The organism is Candidatus Marivariicella framensis (genome assembly GCF_982709265.1).
In genome coordinates this window covers 25,047-48,739 of the sequence record NZ_CEXPNT010000004.1, presented here as the reverse complement: position 1 = coordinate 48,739, position 23,693 = coordinate 25,047, and the positions used below count along the sequence as shown (strand labels likewise).

14 protein-coding genes are annotated in these 23,693 nt (G+C 33.3%); 1 reads left to right on the top strand and 13 read right to left on the bottom strand.

The genetic code is table 11. The features are described 5' to 3' along the window. Positions 1 to 24: 24 nt before the first annotated feature. The 6 genes from AC34EU_RS02445 to AC34EU_RS02420 form a co-directional block, all read right to left on the bottom strand. A complete protein-coding gene (locus AC34EU_RS02445; protein WP_487533458.1) occupies positions 25 to 1,647 on the bottom strand; it encodes a RagB/SusD family nutrient uptake outer membrane protein in 1,623 nt (540 codons plus the stop codon). An 18-nt stretch (positions 1,648 to 1,665) separates the two neighbouring features. Next, the gene (locus AC34EU_RS02440; protein WP_487533456.1) at positions 1,666 to 4,608 is read right to left on the bottom strand and encodes a SusC/RagA family TonB-linked outer membrane protein; all 2,943 of its coding nucleotides are present in this window, start codon (positions 4,606 to 4,608) and stop codon (positions 1,666 to 1,668) included. Between the two features lie 238 nt (positions 4,609 to 4,846). After that, positions 4,847 to 6,403 carry a family 20 glycosylhydrolase gene (locus AC34EU_RS02435; RefSeq protein WP_487533455.1) on the bottom strand — a complete coding sequence of 519 codons (1,557 nt, stop codon included), beginning with the start codon at positions 6,401 to 6,403 and terminating at the stop codon, positions 4,847 to 4,849. A 9-nt stretch (positions 6,404 to 6,412) separates the two neighbouring features. Then, complete coding sequence (locus AC34EU_RS02430) at positions 6,413 to 9,658, bottom strand: VCBS repeat-containing protein (RefSeq protein ID WP_487533453.1); 3,246 nt, start codon at positions 9,656 to 9,658, stop codon at positions 6,413 to 6,415. Between the two features lie 119 nt (positions 9,659 to 9,777). Beyond that, positions 9,778 to 11,463 (bottom strand): RagB/SusD family nutrient uptake outer membrane protein, encoded by a 1,686-nt coding sequence (locus AC34EU_RS02425; RefSeq protein ID WP_487533452.1) that lies wholly within the window; start codon positions 11,461 to 11,463, stop codon positions 9,778 to 9,780. Between the two features lie 3 nt (positions 11,464 to 11,466). Continuing rightward, entirely contained in the window at positions 11,467 to 14,508 is a 3,042-nt protein-coding gene (locus AC34EU_RS02420) for a SusC/RagA family TonB-linked outer membrane protein (protein WP_487533451.1), read from the bottom strand. Positions 14,509 to 14,791: 283 nt separating this feature from the next. Between AC34EU_RS02420 and AC34EU_RS02415 the strand changes: the two genes are divergently transcribed. Beyond that, positions 14,792 to 15,817, top strand: a complete 1,026-nt coding sequence (locus AC34EU_RS02415; protein ID WP_487533450.1) for a LacI family DNA-binding transcriptional regulator — start codon at positions 14,792 to 14,794, stop codon at positions 15,815 to 15,817. On the opposite strand, the gene ruvB is transcribed toward AC34EU_RS02415, so the two are convergent. Genes ruvB through nrfD form a run of 7 tightly spaced genes read right to left on the bottom strand, consistent with a single transcriptional unit; the run spans position 15,809 to position 23,672 of the window. Next, positions 15,809 to 16,828 (bottom strand): Holliday junction branch migration DNA helicase RuvB, encoded by a 1,020-nt coding sequence (gene ruvB, locus AC34EU_RS02410; RefSeq protein ID WP_487533449.1) that lies wholly within the window; start codon positions 16,826 to 16,828, stop codon positions 15,809 to 15,811. The genes AC34EU_RS02415 and ruvB overlap by 9 nt on opposite strands. Positions 16,829 to 16,887: 59 nt before the next feature. Continuing rightward, complete coding sequence (locus AC34EU_RS02405; RefSeq protein ID WP_487533448.1) at positions 16,888 to 18,678, bottom strand: cytochrome c oxidase subunit I; 1,791 nt, start codon at positions 18,676 to 18,678, stop codon at positions 16,888 to 16,890. Positions 18,679 to 18,690: 12 nt separating this feature from the next. Continuing rightward, complete coding sequence (locus AC34EU_RS02400; RefSeq protein WP_489696021.1) at positions 18,691 to 19,755, bottom strand: cytochrome c oxidase subunit II; 1,065 nt, start codon at positions 19,753 to 19,755, stop codon at positions 18,691 to 18,693. Positions 19,756 to 19,771: 16 nt separating this feature from the next. Continuing rightward, entirely contained in the window at positions 19,772 to 21,202 is a 1,431-nt protein-coding gene (locus AC34EU_RS02395; RefSeq protein WP_487533446.1) for a quinol:cytochrome C oxidoreductase, read from the bottom strand. Positions 21,203 to 21,210: 8 nt separating this feature from the next. Continuing rightward, positions 21,211 to 21,762 (bottom strand): c-type cytochrome, encoded by a 552-nt coding sequence (locus tag AC34EU_RS02390; protein ID WP_487533445.1) that lies wholly within the window; start codon positions 21,760 to 21,762, stop codon positions 21,211 to 21,213. Between the two features lies 1 nt (position 21,763). After that, positions 21,764 to 22,291, bottom strand: a complete 528-nt coding sequence (locus tag AC34EU_RS02385; protein WP_487533443.1) for a DUF3341 domain-containing protein — start codon at positions 22,289 to 22,291, stop codon at positions 21,764 to 21,766. Next, positions 22,284 to 23,672, bottom strand: a complete 1,389-nt coding sequence (nrfD, locus tag AC34EU_RS02380; protein ID WP_487533441.1) for an NrfD/PsrC family molybdoenzyme membrane anchor subunit — start codon at positions 23,670 to 23,672, stop codon at positions 22,284 to 22,286. Before nrfD ends, AC34EU_RS02385 begins: the two co-directional genes overlap by 8 nt. Positions 23,673 to 23,693 lie beyond the last annotated feature (21 nt).

Sequence of the window (23,693 nt, the reverse complement as noted above, 5' to 3'; positions counted from 1 at the left end):
TTATTTAAGAATATTAACTAAAAATTAATACCCTGCATTTTGACTAAGTCCAGTTGATGATTGAATTGCATCAAATGGAATTGGAAATAATGCTTTATGTGCTGGAGAAGCAGCTTTTTCCCACCATGTTCCAGAACTATATTTTCCAAATCTAATTAAGTCCGTGCGACGAGATGTTTCTTGGAACATCTCACGTCCTCTTTCATCTAAAAATGAATCAGCAGTCATCGAAGAGAAAGCAGAAACTCCTGCTCTGGCTCGAACAGCATTCACTAAAGCTAATGCTGGAGCATGACTCCAACTACCGGCAGCTCTCATTTGAGCCTCAGCAGACATTAGCATAATATCTCCTAATCTTACAATTGGAAAATCATTACTTTGATCAGGTCTTCCAAATTGTTGGAAACTAAACTTACCTAAACGAGCACCTGACTGACGAAGAGCGTTTGGCTCCAATTCATTAATAGCGGGAGTATAATCTAAGACAATTCCACCTGGATCATCAGCGGCAAAATCATTTAAAGCACTTCCACCGTAATCTTTTTGTGGGCCAACAATGAAGTTGTTTGCTTTACGAACATCACCATCATCATAAAGGTTATAAAACTCTTCCAAAGCAGCATAACCATTCCATGGTTGATCTTGAAAATTCCAAGTCAACTGACTAGAATAGTGTAAAGTCATTTTTGCAAAGTTCATCCCTCCTGCAGTAGCCTCATCATAATTTACTGAAAAAATATGCTCAACATTGTTCTCGTTGTTAGGAGCAAATACAGCAGCATATCCTTCTAAATTATCTGGATCCGTTGCAACAGCTGGACGTTTTGCAAGATTAGCTACAGTACATCCTGATGCGCACAATTGATAAGCATTAGAATCCATAATTATCTGGGAAGCAAGAGCTGCTTTTGTGTAAGTTGCTGTACTTTCAGTGCCAAGGTAAACCGCATGATTCAAGTAAAGTTTAGTTAAGAACCCTAGGGCTGCATAACGATTTACTCTATAAACGCTTCCTGAAGCAGGAAGACCTGTATCTGAGAACGTAGTGTTTGCGGTGATTTCTGTAGTACCCAAAGCAGCTAACAACTCAGACTCAACAAAAGCATATAATTCTGCACGTGTTGATTGAGGAGCATCACCTCCAGGGGTAGTTACAATTTTTACTCTTCCATAAAGGTCAAGCATTCTCCAATAGAAATAAGCTCTTAAAGCTCTCATTTGCATGATGTCTCCAGCAGATAGTCCTAGATTAGCAATTGCATCGTTAATAGCTCCAATTGCTCCATACTGACCACCCCATGTATTACCAATAATTCCATTGGTTGGATCAAATGTATGTCGGTGCATTTGAACTAATACTCCACCGTCATACCAGTCACCACCTTTGGCAGCAATTGCCATTTCATCAGAGGGTAGCCCCTGTATGCTAAAATAACTAAAGTGGTTGGCAGTACCTGACCACTGTAATTGTGCATATGCACCAGCAAGTGCATCGTTACCTCCTCCTGCAGCTCCTCCAATATTTGGAGCTGAAACTGTTACCGCTTTGGTAATATCTCCGATTAATTCTTCTTCTAAATCAGTACAAGAAAAAATCAAAGTTGAAACCGAAGTTGCAAGGAATAAATTTTTGAAAATATTTTTCATAATTTCTTTGTTTTTATATTAAAATTTGATGTTTAAACCTAAAGTCATAGACTGAGAGGCAAAATAGCTTCTACGACGATCAACCCCAGGGGATAATACATCATAATTACCACCTGCATCTTCTCCTATGTCAACCAATGAAGGCTCAGGATCTAGACCTGTATAATTTGTAAGAACAAAAGGATTTTGAGCATTCAATGAAATTTGCATTGAATCAATACCATTTAATGAACTTACATCCATGTCACGAGTTATTGTAAGGTTGTCTAATTTGAAAAAATCAGCTTTTTCAACATACAATGAACTAAAACGTGCTTGAGTTAATCCCTCAGGAGCCAACTCAGTATTCACAAAATTATATGAACTCTGCGTAGAAATTCTAGGCTCATAAAAAGCACGGAACGTGTTAACTAAACTGTGTCCGAATGCCCCTCTAAAGAATGCATTTACTGACCATGATCCAAAAGTTAATTGGTTTGTCCAACCTAATTCAAGATCTGGAGTACCATTACCTAGTACTGCAAAATCAACATCTTCATTTAATGCCTGGTCTTGACCAACATTTATTGTTCCATCTCCATTAACATCAGCAAATACGTTATTTCCTCCTGCAACACCTTCATGAATAGGGCCCCATATCGTACCAATTTCTTCTCCTACTTTAACTCGAATTACTGCTGTAGAGTTTTGTCCAGGCGCACCTAAATTAGCTCTCATCTCAGCATTGTTAACGTATTCTTCTAGCATTGTTTTATAGCTAGATAGTATTAAACCAGTATTATAGTTATCAGTTAATTGATAATTAAGAGCTACTTCAACACCTTTTGTGTTTAACTTACCAGCATTCTCATATCGATATCCTGTTGGATATATTGCCTGATCAACTTGACGGTTTAATATAAAGTCTGATATATCTCTAGTGTACACATCTATAGTAGCATCAAGCTTACCATTTCGATATTCCAATCCTAAGTTAGTTTCTGCTTTTTCTTCCCATTTTAAATCTGGATTAGCATCACGTAATGGTGAAGATGATCCACCTCCCGTTGCACTAGCATATGTAAATCCTCGAATTTGTCTAGATAAACCATTTGGACCTGGAAGCGCTCCAGTTATACCATAACCTAAACGAACTTTAAATTTGTCTACTCCAAGATTTAAGTAATTGTTTAAATCAACACCTAAACCAGCTGAAGGGAAAAGACCCCACTGATTATCTGCTCCAAGCTTAGTCGAACCTTCTCGACGAAGCGAAGCGTTAATAAAAATAACATCGTCTAAAGTGTAATTAACTCTACCAAAAAATGCAATGATTTTTTCGTCTGGAGAACCATTTGAATCAGCTCCTATAAAACCAGCTCCTAATAAATCCTGAGAATACTCAACAGCATTAATAAAGCTAATTCCAGCATCTGTTTCATTTGGAAAATCTCCAAGCGTAACAGAATGATCATTAAAATTTTGTTGTTGATATGAGTAACCAGCTGTCACAACAAGAGCATTTCCTAATAATTGAGTGTTATATCGAGCATAGAGCTCTGATAGCTTAAAACTATATGTTTGATCATAAAAAGTTGCACTACCCTTTCTAATAGGAGAAGCTGCATTTCCACCTCGAAGTAAAGTAGTAGGATTATAAAGTTGATTAGAATATTTGCTAACCTGACTTGCAGCATTTACATTAAGAGATAAGTTATCATTAAAACTATATTCAGCGTTAACACTGTAGTTTAATTCAGTTTTATCACCCTGATTAAGTTGTTGTTTAGCAATAGAAACAGGATTGTAACTATCAAATAAACCAAGAGTTTCAAAGTAACCTCCATACTGATCGCCATTAAACACACCCGTGTAGTTAGCGGCTAAAATTGGAGCAGTTGGATTATATAAAACCGCATACTTTAATGACTCCATGTCTCCATTATTTTGCTTTCTACTAGTAAAAGCAGTATTTACTGTTAAGCGTAACTTATCGTTTAAAGCTCTAGTAGTTAAATTTAGACGAGTGTTAAATTGATTAAAGTCTGAGCTTATCAAGATACCTTGTACATCTCTAAAGTTAGCAGCAATTCGATACGAAGTATCTCCTGATCCACCAGATGCAGATATATTATGAATTTTTGTGATTGCTTGACGTGTTACTGCACCAGTCCAGTCTGTATCAGCACCAAGATCAGTACCTCCAGCTGCAATGAATTCATCACGTCTCATGGTTTGAACTGTATTCATGGCAGTAGATACTCCAAGTTGCCCGGAGTAATTAAGTGAAATTTTTCCTTCTTTACCTGTTTTAGTTGTTACTAAAATAACACCTGAAGAACCTCTAGATCCATAAATTGCAGATGCAGAACCATCTTTTAAAACGTTAATAGTCTGAATGTCGGCAGGATCGACATTGGCTAAAGAAGCTCCTACAACACCATCTATAACAACCAATGGTTGCACGTTGGCTCCGACTGTAGAAATCCCTCTTAATCTAATTACTGCTGCTGCATTTGGGTCTCCACCACGGTTATAAACCTGTAGACCCGCAACTTTACCTTGTAATAGTTGAGATGCATCTGAAATATTTCCTTTATTGAAATCTTCAGCATCTACTTTTACAACGGCTGCAGTTACTTCTTTTGAACGTTGAGAACCATAACCAGTAACGACAACTTCCTCTAATTCACTATTTAGAGTAAGGTTTACATTGATTTGGTCTTGATTTCCAACGGTTACTTCTACGGTTGAAAATCCAACAAACGAAACGATTAATACATCACCAGATGATGCTTCGATAGAGTAATTACCATCAAAATCTGTACTCGTTCCATTGTCAGTACCTTTTACTTGAACCGTTGCTCCTGGCAGCGGACCATCTTCACTCGCAACAGTACCGTTGACTGTTTGAGCATACATACCCACACTTAATAAAAAAGTAAAAAGTGAAAGTATTGAAGTCTTGAAATTGTTTTTCATTCTTTCGTGTTTAAGTTAATTGTTTGATTTGATTAAATCCACTATAACAATAGTACATTAATTCTTTAACATTTATTTCACATTTCGATACATATAATTATATTTAAGACGAAATCGATTTCGAATTGTGAAATTAGCAGATTATTATTTGAAAATTTCAAGATTTCGAATTGTAAAAAGCAAGTATGCTATGAAATAAATAACCCTAAAGATATCAGAGTCAATCACCAAATTTTAATTATTTCCAATCTATCATTGGTGATTCATAAAAAACTATTGATAAATTTTTTAAAAGTTTTCCGTGATGAGCCAAACGCTCCCTGTAATCAATCCATTTTCTTTGTGAAGTTTGAGACCATCCAATTTCAGAATATCCTATAATTCTGGGAAAGGCTAAAAAAGTCAATTCTTCAAAATTTTCAGCAGTCTCAGTCCAAAGTGGTGCCTCAATCCCTAAAATTCGATTTTTATTTCTAGGAATTAAATTTTCTGGCAGCCAGTCATACGCCTTTTTTGTATTTATAATACCTGCCCATGTTAAACCAAGCTTAGTAGAGTCATTATATTTCATGTCCATATAAGATAAACTAGCAGGAGACATTACTATGTTGGCTCCTTTGTCTACGCCCATTAAAACTTCTTGAATTCCCTTTTTATTTCTTATTGAATCTTTGTCTGTCCTACTCCAATATTGAATTAAAGTACTTTTTGGAATCTGAGCTTTAGCTATATCAGCCCAGCCCATACCTGTTTTCCCATATTTTTTTACAATTTCCAAAGTTGATTTTATAAAAATCAAATAGTCTTGCTCAGATGTTGCATGAGTTTCATCACCTCCAATATGGAAATAAGGACCTGGTGTTAAATTCGTTATTTCACGAATTACATCATCTAAAAATTTAAATGTTTCTTCCCTCTCAAGACATAAACTGCTAAATCCAACCTCGGTACCAGTATATAGTTTTGTAGCTTTATTATTGCAATTAAGCTCTGAATATGAGGCTAAAGCCGAATTAGTATGACCTGGGATATCAATTTCCGGAACAATTGTAATGTAATTTTCTTCAGCATAATTTATAATCTCAACATATTCAGATTGAGTATAGAATCCTCCAGGCTTTCCTCCCACCTGTGTACTTCCTCCATATTCAGTCAGTTTTGGCCATGATTTAATTTCAATTCTCCATCCTTGGTCGTCAGATAAATGAAGGTGCAAATAATTGAACTTGTAGAGTGCTAATAAATCAATATAGTTTTTTACATCATCAACACTAAAAAAATGTCTCGCAACATCAAGCATTGATCCTCTATAACTATATTTTGGTTTATCAGAAATTTTACCAGTAGGAATTATAATTGGCTTATCAATTAATTTTATTGAGTGTTGTAATCTTAATAATTGTTCCAAAGTTTTAATACCTCTAAAAACAGCTTCAGCAGATGATCCGATTAGTTTAATGTTGTTTTTACTTATATCTAAAACATAAGCTTCTTTGTCTGTTAGTTTAGAGTTGTCTATTTCAATTAAAATCTCTGAACGAGTTTGATCTAATGATAAATCATAAGACGTAATAGACCTCCATACCTCTCTAAAGTTTTGTGAAATAAGCTTTAAATCCTTGTTAGATTTATCAAAACTCAACTTAGTTTTCTCTTTTATAACAAAAGATGTCCCTCTAGAAGTTGAACTATTTGGTATTGGAATTAAAGGGACTAAATCTAAATTGGTTTTTATCTTTGGAGAACAAGAAGTAAAAATAAAAAATAGAATAAATAAGATCCTTAAATTACTCATAGAGTTTTATCAATTTTTCGAAATAAAATGTAATGATTTATTGTTATTTTGAGTAACAAAAATTGAGTTTTTGTTATTTATTTTTATTAACTCAATAGTGCGTCCATAAAAAGGAACATCAAATCCACTAGTTTTTTTAGGTATAACTTTAAATTTAAAATCTTTATCAAAACTTATTACTACACCTTGAAAAGAATTTCTTGGACCAGTAAAAACTTCATGGGCATTATCATTCCCAACAAAATAGATTTCTTTAATTCCATCATCATTCATGTCGGCTACTTTAGAATCAAAAACAGGAGAAAACTGAACTTCTATTGGAAGTTCATGAGCAATAAAACTGCCATCTTTGTTTTCAAATATAGTAGAATTGTAATTAAAAATTTTTAAAGTTTTAGCAATTGATTGCTCCTCTTCACTAAGAATCTGACTCATTGACGCTTTTGAATACAACTCGTAGTTTTTGAAATCACTTTTCTTTTTTGGGATTTGATTTAAAAAATTATTTCTTAGGTGAATTGGGAAATAATCTCCTTCACAATAATGAAAAACTAATGGTTCAGGTCTTCCATTACCGTTAAAATCTCCATATTTCATTAATAAAGGTTTTTCATCTGAAATATTATATGGCGTATTTTTTCCATGATTTCCAGCTATTAAATCTAAATCACCATCCTTATCTAAATCATTTATTTCCAGGCTATTCCACAATCCATTATTGTTTTTAGGAAAATATGAATCGTCATACTTATAACTGTTTTGATTTTTAATCAAAACATCTATTCCCATCCATTCGCCGCTTAAAATTATATCTTTTTTTTGATCATTATTTAAATCAATAACTTCAGCATCGGTAATCATTCCCAAGCGCCCTTTTTCTGGCAAAAGACTTTCAGTTACATCATAAAATTTACCTTGTTTGTTTTCTAATAAATGTGTTATTGGTGATTCCGGATAATTATTAGGTATTACTCTAGCTGTAATTAACAAATCAATATCTTGATCATTATCAAAATCAAATGGAACAACTTTAGATGTAACCTCAAAAAATAATGGAAGCAAATTACTGGTCTTAAAATTTCCAGTTCCATCATTAATTGCAACTACATCCATTAGTGATAAAGAATCTGAAGTTCCATTATGTCCGTATCCTAAATAAAGGTCTAAATCTTGATCTTGATCAATATCAAATAAACCAAGAGCCGTTAACTCTTTATCTTTTGAGTCAATAGATAATTCTTTTCTAACAAATCCATCTATAGTTTGAAAAAATATTTCTCCTTTTTGTCCCATTGCTCCACCAACAATAATATCTTGAAGAGAATCTCCATTCAAATCCCCTACAATACTTGCTGGTCCTTCATTAGTATAAACCCGCTGTTGTAATTCATAATTGAAGAAATCATAACTTTTATTTTCTTTATGAATAAATTCAAGTAATGTATCCCTTGATAACTCTAAAAAAGCATTTTGCTTAACAAATAAACTAGATGTAGGTAGTTTTTTTAATGACGCATAATCTAAGTTTAATTCCTGATTTATTTCTACATTTTTAATAATAGAATATTCTTTAGAATCCCATTTAATAATCATTGAATCTATATTTTGAATCCCATTGAGACCAAAATGAATTTTAGGACTGATACTTGATAAATAACCTCTATGAGGATTAATTTTTCCCTTTTGGATAAGAGAATCATAGTGAATAGTTACTTCGGTATGTAAAGATTGAATGTTATTCTTTGGCCCTTTTATCAATATTGATAAATAAGATGGGGTTTCATTCAATTCATTCTTATAAAGAAATGCATTATCATTTAAATTATTTACAACTATGTCAAGATCTCCATCGTTATCAAGGTCTCCTGTTGCTTGCCCATATGAATATGATGGTATTTCCATACCCCACAATTCAGTAGTTTCTTTAAAGTCGTAATTTCCTGAATTTAAAAACATAACATTAGGAATCTTTACTCTAGGAATAAGATCAAGAAAGCCTTTAGTTGTTGCTAATATACTTTCATAACTTCCTCTATAATTAATGAAGTCCATATCAGTCAAGTCTCTAGGAAAACCATTTGTTACATAAAGGTCTTTTCTTCCATCGTTATCGAAATCTGCAAAAATAGGAGACCAGCTCCAGTCGGTATTATGTACTTTGCTTAGTTGACTAATTTCATTAAAATCACTAAAGTCATTTACATATAAACAATTTCTCATGTACTGAGGTTTTTCTTTATATAATTCTAATAAATCATAGAAAAGAAAATTGCTTTTGGAAAACATTTTCTTTGTTCTGCTAAGTGTTCTCGGAAGCATATCAAGAGTGATTAAATCGTCCGTTCCGTTATTATCAAAGTCTGCCACATCAACACCCATTGAGCTAAAACTTTGATGCTTAAAATAGGATATTATGTCTTCTTTAAAGGTGCCATCTTTCTGATTAATAAAAGCGGAGCTACTAGTTGCAAAGTCATTCGATACAAAAATATCTTGCCAACCATCATCATTTATATCAAAAATATTAGCTGAAAGTGAATATCCATCATTTAAAACTCCTGAAGAAACTGTCACGTCTTTGAAGAAATTCCCGTTAATATTCTCGTATAACACATTTATATTATCTGTGATCATATTTTTAGATGTGTTTCTTTTACTCAACACATCGCCTCTATTTGTGAAGAAATTGTTGATTAAATAAACATCATTATCTCCATCATGATCGTAATCAAAAAAATAACTATTAATAGTGTATCCTTCATAATCTAATCCATATTCACTCGCCTTATTTATAAAAACTGGAATACTATCATTATTTACTCCTTGATTAACTAAAAGTATGTTTTTTCTATTTTTCGCAGGTCCTTTACCAGAAACTGAAATGTACATATCGGGCCATTGATCATTATTAATATCAATAACAGAAACCCCCATACTCCAAGCACTTGAACAGTCAGCTTTTGAAATAGAGGATACATCTTTAAAAATAAAATTTCCTTGATTTAAATAAAGTTGATTTTTAACTACATTTCCTGTAAAATAAATGTCTTCCTTTCCATCCCTATTAAAATCTGCAATTGCAACCCCTCCACCATTATACATATATTCAAAGTTTAAAATATTTAAACTGTCGGATTCAATAACCTCGTTATTGAATAAAATATTAGAATGAGATTCAGAAATTAAAACCATTCCTGATTTTTTATGACAGGAAAAAATAAAAAACAATATTACAAGTATGTTTATTCTAGACATTAAAAAAATTTAATATAAAACAAGTGAAAGTAAAAAAATACTATATAAAAATAGTAAAAGCTCTTATATAAGAGCTTTTACTATTTTTAAGAATTTAAACTTAAATTAACCCGTATAAATTAGTGTCCTGGGTTTTGAACTAATTTGCCACCACTTAAATCAATTGCACTTAATGGAATTGGATAATATGTATGCTTATCTTGGAAACTTTGACCTTTGCCAAACGTTGTAATTGTTTCAGACTCGTTAGCTATATAAGCAGCCATATGAGAAGACATATTACCCCATCTTACTAGATCAAAGTAACGATGACCTTCCATTGCCAATTCTAATCTTCTTTCAAAACGAACTGCTTTACGAGCATCAGTCGCAGAAGACCAAGCAGCATTATACAATTCTATATCAGCATTTGTATCAGCTATCCAAGACATAGTTTTAGCTCTATTTCTAACTTGATTAACAAGAGTTCTACCTCTTTCAAGATTACCACTTTCAACAGCTGCTTCAGCTGCCATAAGAAGAACATCAGCATAACGCATTATGTGATAATTAATTCCAGACAGGTTTTGACCCCAACCTCCTTGCATAAAGTTATTTGCGTCACTTGCTTGAAAAATATTTTTCTTAGGAAGATATGGTCCAGAAATATCAGAAAAGTTAGCACGAATCCAAGACTTACCAGCGTGCAGTCCATAACCATTATAATCAACACCTCTTCTTCCGACTGTAAAGTCTAGACGAGGATCAACATTAGCAGATGGAACTGTAAAAGCAGCATCCGAGTCAATGTTATAATCATGATTCAAAGCACTACTTGCTTGAAAAGTATCTACCATAGGTAAACCATTTTCGGTCTGATATGCATCAACTAAATCTTGAGTTGGTTGATAAAAACCACAACACCATCCAAATGCAGCAGGATAATTTAATGCACCTGTAGCATTACCTTGAAAACCTTGGCCATCATCAGCTGAATATTGTATAGCAAACATAGCTTCTTGTCCATTTTCAGTCTCTGATCTAAAGTTGTCGACTATACTTGGGTGTAGACCATAGATACCTGTACTTATTACAGCTTCAAGATTAGCTGAAGCTTCACCCCACTTACTTTGAAATAACTGAGCTTTTCCTAAGAATGCCTGTGCTGTAGAAGAAAGAGGTCTTCCAGCTTGAGAATATGCTGCTGTTCTAACAGACGGGAGGTTACCCATTGCATGACTAAAATCAGCCTCAATATCTGCCCAAGTAAGAAGTGTTTCTCCTGCATTAGCCACGTTATAATCAAGGTTTTTAGCATTTTCTTCTGTTATATTAGGAACACTTCCAAAAAGCTTCTTCAATTCAAAATTATAATGACCTCTTAAAAATCTAGCTTGAGCATTTTCAACAACAAAAGCTGAAGGGTCTTCACTATTTGCGATTAGGTTAATAACTGCATTTGCACGATTAACTCCTGCATACAAAACTTCCCAGCGAGCCATAAAATAGCCATTACCAGTTTGCCAGTTAAATAACTCTAACTCGTATAGATCAGGTTGGTCACCATCAGTACTTCCTTTATGAGCATCATCAGAAGCAACATCTGCTACCCAGTTATCAGCACTACGGCCCCATCCATTTCCAATTCCACCATTTCTACCAGCATCTAAAACAGAATATGCTCCAGTCAATAATAAATCAATACCTGTTGGGTTTGCCAACTGAGTATCACTCAAAGATCCAATTGGATCAACATCAGTAAACTCTTCCGAGCAACTAATCATTATACCTATTAAGGCTATTAAAATTAAATATATTTTTTTCATTTTTTAAAAATTTAAATTAAGTCCAATTGAAACAATTCTTGCGGCGGGATAAGTCCCACCATCAACACCAAGAGTTAATGCGTCTGAGGCTGCAATCTCAGGATCCATACCAGTATAATCTGTTATGGTAAATAAATTGGTTGCAGAAACATAAACTCTCATACTATCGACCGAGCCAAGTCCTCTAGAGGATAAATCCGCCGAAGAGAAATTGTATCCCAATTGTAAAGATTTTAGCCTAATAAATGACCCGTCTTCAACAAAAAATGAGTTAGGAGCAGTTTCTCCGTTTTTAACCCCCATTGATAATGCAGGTTGACCAGTATTTGTGTTTTGAGGTGTCCAAGAATTAAGAACTGCATCAGTTCTTCCTCCATGAACAAATGTTGGAAATTCACTAAATATCTTAGCCCAATTGTAAACGTCATTACCTTGAGAACCATTAAAGAATACTGACATGTCCCAATTACCATAAGCCAAATTAGTATTAAAACCAAAAGTAAAATCTGGATGAGGATTACCAATGATAGTTCTGTCAGAGTCATTAACAATACCATCTCCATTTGAATCAGTAAAGTTAAGTCGTCCATTACTATCTAAACCATCGTGAGGTTTTCCATAAAAGTGAGAGATTGGATAGCCAACAGCTGTTCTTGTCATAGCACCTTCTCTATAGTTAGATCCAAAAGCAGGTGTGTCATTAACTAACGAGACTACCTCATTTTTGTATGAACTAACGTTAAAGTCAAAATTATATTTTAACCCAGAACTAGTTTCACTACCATAATTTAATTGAAGATCTACTCCAGTATTTTCTACTTCACCTTTATTTACAAAAGGAGCACCTGCATCAATTGCGGTAGTACTAATTACAGAGTTATCTCTAACGATTAGATCCGTAGTAGAGTTTTTGAATAAATCTATACTACCTGCTAATTTAGAATCCATCATAGAGAAATCTAAACCTATATTTCTTGAAACAGCTGTTTCCCATGTTAAATTAGGATTTCCTACACTAGTAAGAGCAGCACCAGTAGTAACATTACCTCTTTCACCTGTAAATGAATAAAACGCTGAACCTTCACTTAAAGCAGAAATATTAACATCAGGATTAGCAGCAGGTAAACTTTGGTTACCTATTTCACCATAAGACACTCTTAATTTTAAAGAGTTTATCAAACTACTGTTAAAAAAACTTTCTTTGTCAATAACCCATCCTAAACTTGCTGATGGAAATAAGTCATCTTGTTGATCTTTTGAAAATCTAGAAGTTTTATCAGTCCGTACACTCCCAGTAAATAGGTATTTACGCTTGTAAGAATAACTAGCATTAACGAAAGAACCTACTAAAGTGTTCCAGTTTTCATAAGCATAATCAACGTTAGGAGTTCCTGTTCCAGTAGATAAAAGAACAAAAGAAGTAGTGTCAAATAAGAATTGATTTCTAGTCATTTGATGACCCTTACCATAATTTTTTACAGCCTCATATCCTAATAATGCATCAACGGCATGATCTCCAATTGTTTTATTCCAGTTAACCGTAGTCGACCAGTTCCATTCATATTGATTAAACACCTGTTCATGTAAGGCTCCTCCTGAATTAGTTTCACCTTCTGGAGTATAATCATCAAAAACTCTATTCATGAATGTTCTTGTTGAACCATTAATTGAAGTTCTAGCACTTAAATTATCAGTAATATCTATTTCAGCATAAACGCTCCCAATAATTCTAGTTGATTTACCATAATCGTCAGCTGCTCTATTATGAGTAGCAAATGGGCTTGTTGCATTACCTAAATTGTTAGATGTTACATAAATTCCTCCATATGTACCATCAGTTGCAGTTAAAGGAATTAATGGAGACATTCTCATTGCTTCTTGAGTATACGAACCATGACTTCTTTCTTTTTCAGTACTAACATTTAATGTCTGACCTATTCTTAGGTTATCAGTAACATTGAAATCAGAATTAAGTCTAATTCCAAATCTTTCAAATCCAGACTCTATTATAATACCATCTCTCTTTAAATGATTAATTGAAAAGTAGACATTTCCATCTTCAGAACCGTTTGATAAAGATACATTAATATTTGAAACGGGTGCTGGATCAAAAATCGCATCAAACCAATCTGTTCCGTTAGGATTAACATTCAAAGTTTTACCTTTAGTGTTTCCTTGAATAGTGTTAGGAACAACTGGTGTCGAACCACTTCCATACTGAATATGACTTGGAGGTGTCCCGTCATTAGCATAACTTTGCCAAAGCATGTCTCCATGCTGTTGAGCGGTTAATAAAGTAGGAAGATTAGCTGCTGACTGGATACCATAAGATAAATCAACAGAAAGTTTAGTTCCTTTAGTGCCTTTTCCAGTTTTAGTGGATATAAGAATTACACCATTTGATGCTCTAGCTCCGTATATTGCAGCAGCTCCATCTTTAAGGACACTAATGTCCTTAATGTCGTTTGGATTTATACTGTTTAAAACAAATGCATCAGTAGTTTGTACACCATCTATAACAAATAAAGGGTCATTATTGTTTGGAGTACCATAACCTCTAATACGCACAATTGGCGCACCTCCTGGTTGACCGTTATTAACAACAGTGACACCAGCTACTCTTCCTTGGAGTATCTCAGCGGCGTTTGTAACAGGTACTTTTATTGCATCAGCAACTTCAACCGTTGCGACAGAACCGGTTATACTTCCTCTCGCTTGAGATCGGTAACCTGTTACAATAATTTCCTCTAGCTCTGAGTCCATCTCTAAAGTAACGTTAATTTGGTCTTGATTTCCAACGGTTACTTCTACTGTTGCAAATCCAACAAACGAAACGATTAATACATCACCAGATGATGCTTCGATAGAGTAATTACCATCAAAATCTGTACTCGTTCCATTGTCAGTACCTTTTACTTGAACCGTTGCTCCTGGCAGCGGACCATCTTCACTCGCAACAGTACCGTTGACTGTTTGAGCATACATACCCACACTTAATAAAAAAGTAAAAAGTGAAAGTATTGAAGTCTTGAAATTGTTTTTCATTCTTTCGTGTTTAAGTTAATTGGTTTGATTTTGTTAAGTTGTTAAAGCTTATGAATATAATTGTAAAAAACAAGTTAATCTAGTTTAATTAATTTTTAAGCAATATTTTATAGATTATAAACAACAATTTAAAAATCGACTACAACAATATTACATTAATTCTTTAACATTTATTTCACATTTCAATACATATAATTATATTTGTAACGAAATCGATTTCGAATTGTGAATTTAATAAATTATTGTTTAAAAATTTGAGATATTGTAAAAGTTTAAGTGTGTTATGAAAAAAATAACTCTAAAATATATTGCTAAAGAATTAAATATTGCTCCATCTACAGTCTCTAAAGCTTTAAATGGATATTCTGATGTTAGTGCAAATACTAAAAAAAAAGTGGTAGATCTTGCTAAATCTTTAAATTTTAGTCCAAATACTCAAGCAGCATTTCTTAGAACTAGAGAATCTAAAATTATTGGAGTTGTTATACCTCATATTAGTCATCCTTTTTTTGTTAATGTTGTAAAAGGAATTCTAGATTCTGCTGAAAAAAAAGGCTACCTGATCATTGTTTTAAAATCAAATGAATCCTATGATCTTGAAAAAAAATTAATAGAAAAATTATTAAAACAAAATGTTGATGGAGTTTTTATTTCGTTAGCTCAAGACACCTACGACCTAAAACATCTTGAAGCTGTTAAAAAAGCTGGAGTAGTCTTAATCCAATATGATAAAATTTCTAAAATCCTTGAATCATCAAAAGTGGTAGTAGATGATAGGAATTCAGGGTATTTAGCTACTGAACATTTAATTAAAAATGGATGTAGAAATATAGTCCATTTTAGAGGTCCATTACTTCCTCAAGTTTCTATTGATAGATTTTTGGGCTATAAAAACGCATTGGAGGATTACAACCTTATTTTTGATCCAAAAAAAGTTATAACATCTAATAAAATGACCGACAAGGAGGGGTTTAGATTAATGAATGATTTTATTTCAAAAAAAATTGATTTTGATGGTATATTTTCAATGTCTGATTATACAGCAATAGGAGCCCTTGAAAGCCTCAAAAAACATAATTTACTTGTACCTGACGATATTAAAGTTGTTGGCTTTAGCAACTGGCTCTTAACCGACAAGCTAACCCCCTCTTTATCTACTGTAAATCAGCCTGGAGTTTTAATGGGCAACAAGTGTTTTGAATTATTTTTAAAAGAAGTTAATTCAAAAAAGAAAAAAATTAAATTTAAATATGAAAAAAAAATATTTAAAACAAATCTAATAATTAGAGAATCCTCTTCACTAAAATAATCCTTCTTGATTATTTTTAATTCTTCCCAAATGCCTGTAAGCCTTTTCTGTAACTTCTCTTCCCCTAGGAGTTCTTATTATGAATCCTTGTTGAATTAAAAAGGGTTCGTAAACTTCTTCTATAGTTTCACCATTTTCAGCTACTGCAGTTGCCAAAGTTGAAATTCCTACTGGACCTCCCTTAAAGTTATCTATTAGTGTAGTTAAAATTTTATTGTCCATTTGGTCTAGACCATAATCATCAACATTAAGAGACTTCAAAGCAAATTTCGTGATCTTAATATCAATGTTTCCATCTCCTTTTATTTGAGCAAAATCTCTGACTCTTCTTAGCAGACCGTTTGCTATTCTTGGGGTACCTCTACTGCGTCCAGCAATTTCAATAGCAGCTTTTTGATCAATTTCAACTTTTAAAATTTCAGCACTTCTTTCAATAATTGTAGAAATAAGCTCTGTTGAATAATATTCAAGTCTGCTACTAATACCAAATCGTGCCCTCATTGGAGAAGTTAAAAGACCTGAACGAGTCGTGGCACCAACCAAAGTAAATGGATTTAAATTAATTTGAACAGTCCTTGCATTTGGACCAGATTCAATCATAATGTCAATTTTATAATCCTCCATTGCTGAGTACAAGTACTCCTCTACAACAGAACTTAAGCGATGTATTTCATCAATAAAAAGTATGTCTCTTGGCTGAAGGTTTGTTAGAAGTCCTGCTAAATCACCCGGCTTATCTAATACTGGCCCAGAAGTTGTTTTTACACCTGCATTTAGTTCATTAGCTAATATATACGCCAGTGTGGTTTTACCTAGACCAGGTGGGCCGTGAAACAATGTGTGATCTAAAGCATCACCTCTTTCATTTGAAGCCGCAACAAATATTCTAAGGTTTTTTAAAATAGATTCTTGTCCGACAAAATCATCAAAACTTAACGGCCTTAATGCTCTATCGAAATCTTGTTCTTCGGGGTTAAATTGTTCATTTGTCGGGTCTAAACTTTCATTCATTAAACAAAGATATCAATTTTCACTAGCCAAGTACAATCTGAACAACAAGCAAAAAAAAATTAATGCTGAAGTTCTTCTTCTCCTTCTTTTAATGGTATGTTTTGGGGAATAAAATCTTCATCGTGGCCAGGTTTAGAATAATCATATGCCCATCTGTGAACATGTGGAATTTTTCCATGCCAATTACCATGAAAATGTTCTATTGGAGCAGTCCACTCTAAAGTATTTGATTGCCATGGGTTTTGTTCTGTTTCTTTACCATAAAACATACTATGAATAAAATTATAAAGAAAAACAATTTGTGCGGCTCCAGCAATAAGAGCAAAAACAGTTATAACAACATTTATATTTGCTAAATCATCAAAATATGGAAAATTCGTATTAGTGTAATACCTCCTAGGAAGTCCTGCCATTCCGATAAAATGCATTGGAAAAAAGACACCATAAGCACAAATAGCAGTAACCCAAAAATGAATATATCCTAAATTTTTATTCATCATACGCCCAAACATTTTTGGGAACCAATGATAAACTCCCGCAAAAAGACCATAAAGAGCCGAAATACCCATTACTAAATGAAAGTGAGCTACTACAAAATAAGTGTCATGAACATTTATATCTAATGTGCTATCTCCAAGTATTATACCAGTCAATCCACCTGAAATAAAAGTAGATACTAATCCAATTGAAAAAAGCATAGCTGGGTTTAATTGTAAATTTCCTTTCCAAAGTGTTGTTATATAATTAAATGCTTTAACAGCTGAAGGTATGGCTATTAAAAGTGTTGTAAATGTAAATACAGACCCTAAAAATGGATTCATTCCAGAAATGAACATATGATGACCCCATACTATTGTAGACAAAAATGCAATTGCGAGAATAGAGGCAATCATAGCTCTATAACCAAAGATTGGCTTACGAGCATTTGTAGCTAAAACTTCAGAAGTTATTCCAAGCGCTGGTAATAGAACTATGTAAACTTCAGGGTGCCCTAAAAACCAAAAAAGGTGCTCATATAAAACTGGTGAACCTCCCTGATAGTGAAGTACTTCGCCTTGAATAAATATATCTGAAAGAAAAAAAGATGTACCAAAACTTCTATCCATAATTAAAAGAAGTGCTGCTGAAAGTAATACTGGAAATGAAACTATCCCTATTATAGCAGTAACAAAAAAGGCCCATATCGTTAATGGTAAACGAGTCATAGTCATTCCTTTAGTTCTAAGATTAATAACGGTTACAACATAGTTTAAAGATCCTAGAAGGGAAGATGCAATAAAAATAGCCATTGACACTAACCATAGTGTCATTCCAGTTCCAGAACCCGGCTGAGCTTGAGGTAGGGCAGATAAAGGTGGATAAACAGTCCAACCTGCTGCTGCAGGACCTGCTTCAACAAATAAAGAAGAAAGCATCAAGGTGCAAGAGACAAAAAATAACCAAAATGATACCATATTTAAAAATCCCGAAGCCATATCTCTTGCTCCTATTTGAAGAGGTATAAGAAGGTTAGAAAAGGTTCCACTTAGGCCTGCTGTCAAAACAAAAAATACCATTATTGTTCCATGAATCGTAACCAATGCTAGATAAACGTTTGGATCCATTACGCCATCCGGAGCCCATTTACCTAGTAAAATTTCAAAAATTCCAAAAGGTTTTTCAGGCCAAGCCAATTGAAGACGGAATAATAAAGACATTGCTATTCCAATAAAACCCATAAACAAACCTGTTATTAAATATTGCTTAGCAATCATTTTATGATCCTGGCTGAAAACGTACTTAGTGATAAAGGTTTCTTTATGGTGATGAGCGTGTTCTTCTTCTTTAGCGTTTATTGATCCTGTTGACATTTCTATATAAATTTATTGTACAAATTGAGCAAAAGTCTGTTGATTTTTTATCCATTTATTAAATTCTTGTTCTGTTTCCACTATAATTTTCATCTGCATATTATAGTGTGAAGCTCCACATACTTTATTACAAAGTAAAAGATAATCAAAGATATATGGCTCCAAAGCTTCCTCTCCATTTGCAATTAATTCTACACTATTAACTTTTCTAATTTCATTTATTTTTCTAACCTTAGAGATAATGTCAGGATCCATTCTCATTTGCTCAGTTGTCCTTATTGGAGTAAAAGCAAATTCAGTAATCATTCCAGGAACACAATTCATTTGTGCCCTAAAATGTGGCATATATGCTGAGTGAAGAACATCCTGTGATCGCATTTTAAATATTATTTCTTTACCTACTGGCAAATGTAACTCTTGAACAATTATATCATCAAGCCCATTTGGATCTGTAGCATCAATTCCTACGAGATTTTTTCCGTCAAAATCTTGAAGAAATCTCACATTAGCATCACCCAACACATTGTCTTCCCCTCCATACCTGGCCTTCCAGTTAAATTGTTGGGCGTAAAGCTCAACCATTAGGGCGTCTTCATTTTCTTCAACAAACATAACATCATTCCAAGTATATAATCCAAACAATATCAATACAGCTAAAACAATTGTGGGTATGATAGTCCATATTGCTTCAAGCACATCATTGTCGGCATAAAAAAATGCTTTTCTACTTTTTTCTCCTCTATACTTATAGCTGAAATAATGAAGTAAAGCCTGAGTTATAGTTTGGACAAAAAAGATTACAGAAAAAGTTGCCCACATTAAATTATCATACTCTGATCCGTGTTCAGAAGCAGCATTTGGCAGGAGAACATCTCCCCACATCCAAAAAGAAAATATAGTTAAACCATATACAAAAATTAAAAAAGCAAACATTAATTTTCCTTGAGTTTGGTTGTCACTGTCGTCTGCAATTTGACTAGACTGAACTTTTGGCTGAGAAAGTTCCAAAATTTTTGTCACCTGCCAAATTGATACAGTAACAAGTATAAGTAGTATTAATGTTAAAAATATAGTCATCCTATCTATTACTTATTTAATAATGAAAATGTTTGCTCTCGCCTAAAAATGGGTCTCCTGAAGCAAGCAAAGGTGCTTTTTCTAATGATTTAAAGGTGAATAGTATAAACAGTCCCATGAAGAACATAAAACCACCAATCTCTGGAATACCAAAATACCACTGATCTCCAACTGCTGAGGGCATAATCATATTATAAACATCAATATAATGCCCTAGCACAATAATAATTCCTGCCATTACAATCAAAAAATTATTTCTTTTATAGTCCCTATTCATCAAAACTAAAAATGGAAAGACAAGGTTCATTGCTAACATGCCGAAAAATGGCAAATTATAGTCTTCTATTCTTGTTATAAAATAGGTAACCTCTTCTGGAATATTTGAATACCAAATCAACATAAATTGAGAGAACCATAAATAGGCCCAAAATACTGAGCCTCCAAACATGAATAATCCCAGATTATGAATATGGCTAGCATTAACAAAATCTAGATGTCCTTCAGCTTTAAGATAAATAGTTACCAATGCAATTACGGTTATGCCAGTTACAAACATGCTTGCAAAAACATACCAGCCAAATAATGTACTAAACCAATGAGGGTCTATAGACATGATCCAATCCCATGACATCATAGATTCTGAATAAATATAAAAAACTAAAAAACCTGCAGCTAAACGAAAATTTTTCTTGTGATTTTTAAGGTAATCTCCTTTGTCTTGAGATATAGAAATTTTACGAGAAATATATCTATAAATATTCCATCCAAACATGTAAAATAAAGCTCTGACTAAGAACCATGTGGTGTTAAGATATGCTGATTTTCCTTGAATTAATTCGTCATGGGCAACAACTTCAGGGTCCATCCATATAAACAAATGATTTAAATGCATAACTGAAAGGACTAATATTATAAAAATAGTAATACTCCCAGGTAATAAGTACCCTGTAATACCTTCCATAACTCTGAATAAAACAATTGACCACCCTGCTTGAGCTGCTCTATTTATAGCATAAAATGCTAAAACTCCCAAGGGAATCATAAAAAAGAATAAAGCCGCCACATATAAAGCAGCCCATGGTCTATTTTGAAGTTGATGAAGTAAGTGCTCGCCATGATCAACCTCGTGTTCTTGTGAGTCAACTTTATCATTATGTTGGGAAGTTAGTGAGGTGGTATCCTCCTGATGAATTTCTGTACTACCCTCACTGTTGTGCCCAGAAGTTTTTATAGCGTGATCATCCTGATGAGTTTCTATAACATCTTGGTCATGATCGTCAGAAGAAGGTGATTCATGGCCTTCTTTGTGGTCTGAAACTGAAACCATGTCTTGAGCCTCGGAAACTGATGAAGGAGTGGATAAAAAACCGTAAGCAAGACCTAAAGCCCCAATTATAATTAGGGTTAATGAAGTATTTCTAATATTTTTTGTAAAAATATAATTCACTTTTTCTATTATTTTTTAATCAAATTTGATCTTAACATCATAACATGTTGAGCTATTTGCCATCTTTCTTTTGCATTTACCTGTCCTGCATGAGAGCCCATTGCGTTTTTACCATACATTAAAACATGATAAATACTTCCAGGTGTAATTTCACGATCTTTATAGCTTGGTATTCCCAAAAACTTTTCACGAGTCATTAAAATTCCTTGACCATCCCCCTTTTTTCCGTGACATACCGCACAATATATACCATATAATTCTTTTCCATTAAATAAATTTTCTTCATCTATTTCGATTGGAGATTTTAAATTAATCTTTGCCATTTCATAACCCTCATTTGTGTTAGGGAAATCATATGGGTCCCATCCTCTAGCGATAGTGTTTTTAACAGGGACCTGAGCTTCTATACCATTAAAAAAAGCTTCACTTTCAGCGTAAGTTTCATAACCAATAGGCTCATACATATTAGGGAAATACTGGTAGTTTGGTTTAGAAGGATGTGAACATGATTCTAAAAAAATCATGATTCCAAAAATCAAAACAAGAAATATTTTTTTCATGCTATGCTTTTTTTTGAATTACTTTAACTTCAATTGCACCAGTTGTTTTAACAAAATTAATAAGATCTTTCTTATTATTATCGATCAATATCTCAATTAAAAATTTATCATCAGTAGTCAGTGGATTTGGATTTTCTGCTTTTTTAAATGGCCATAATTTACTCCTCATATAAAAGGTAACAACCATTAAATGCGCCGCAAAGTAAACCGTTAACTCAAACATAATTGGAACAAAGGCTGGCATATTTTGTAAATAAGAAAAACTCGGCTTACCTCCAATATCCTGCGGCCAATCTTGAATCATAATATAATTCATCATAACTATTGAAACAATAAGGCCTATAAATCCATATATAAATGCAGTTATTGCAAGCTTAGTTCCTTCAAGACCTAATGCTTTATCAAGTCCATGAACAGGAAAAGGAGTATATACTTCTTCTATATGATGTTTTTTTTCACGAATATCCTTAACTGCTTTCATTAGCACGTCATCATCGTCATATAAAACATGTAAAACCTCGTTACCCATTAGCTTCTCTTATTTTTTTATAATTTTCACCAGATGATTTTAAAATTGATTTCACCTCTGCTTGAGCAATTACTGGAAAAGTTCTTGCATACAATAGAAATAAAACAAAGAAAAAACCAATTGTTCCTATAAATATTCCAATATCTACAAAAGTTGGAGAAAACATTGTCCATGAGGATGGTAAATAGTCTCTATGTAAAGATGTTACAATGATCACAAATCTCTCAAACCACATTCCAATATTAACCACAATTGATATAATAAACGAAAACATTATACTTGTTCTTAATTTTTTAAACCACATGAACTGAGGTGAAAAAACATTACAGGTCATCATAGACCAATATGCCCACCAGTATGGGCCAGTAGCTCTATTTAAAAATGCATACTGCTCATATTCAACCCCTGAATACCATGCTATAAATAATTCAGTTATATAAGCAACACCAACAATTGAACCAGTAATCATTATTACAATATTCATTAATTCAATATGCTGAATGGTAATATAATCTTCAAGGTTAGAAACTTTCCTCATTATTATTAATAAAGTATTAACCATAGCAAATCCTGAAAATACAGCTCCTGCTACAAAATAAGGTGGAAAAATTGTTGTGTGCCAACCCGGAATGACCGAAGTAGCAAAGTCAAAAGAAACTATCGTATGAACGGATAAAACAAGTGGAGTTGCTAGACCTGCTAATACAAGAGAGACTTCTTCAAATCGCTGCCAATCTTTAGCTCTGCCTGACCAACCAAAACTTAATAATGAATATATTTTTTTCTGAAATGGGCGCGTAGCTCTATCACGAATCATAGCAAAATCAGGTAAAAGACCTGTCCACCAAAAAACTAAAGAAACTGATAAGTATGTTGAGATTGCAAAAACATCCCATAATAATGGTGAATTAAAATTTACCCAAAGTGATCCAAACTGATTAGGAATAGGTAATGTCCAATAGGCTAACCATGGTCTGCCCATATGAATTATTGGAAATAATCCTGCTTGAATTACAGAAAAAATAGTCATTGCTTCAGCTGAGCGATTTATGGCCATTCTCCATTTTTGTCTAAACAATAGTAGAACTGCTGAAATCAAAGTTCCTGCATGGCCTATTCCAACCCACCAAACAAAATTTGTAATATCCCATGCCCAGCCAACAGTTTTATTAAGTCCCCAAACACCTATTCCAGTTGAAATAGTATAAATTATACAACCAACTCCCCATGCAAGTGCTGATAATGAAATACCAAAAACAATCCACCACAATCTATTAGCCTTACCTTCAACAGTAGAGGCAATATCTATGGTAACATCATGATAAGACTTATCTCCAAGTACTAGAGGTTTTCTTATTGGCGCTTCATAATGAGATGACATATATTTTTTCTTTTTTCTAAA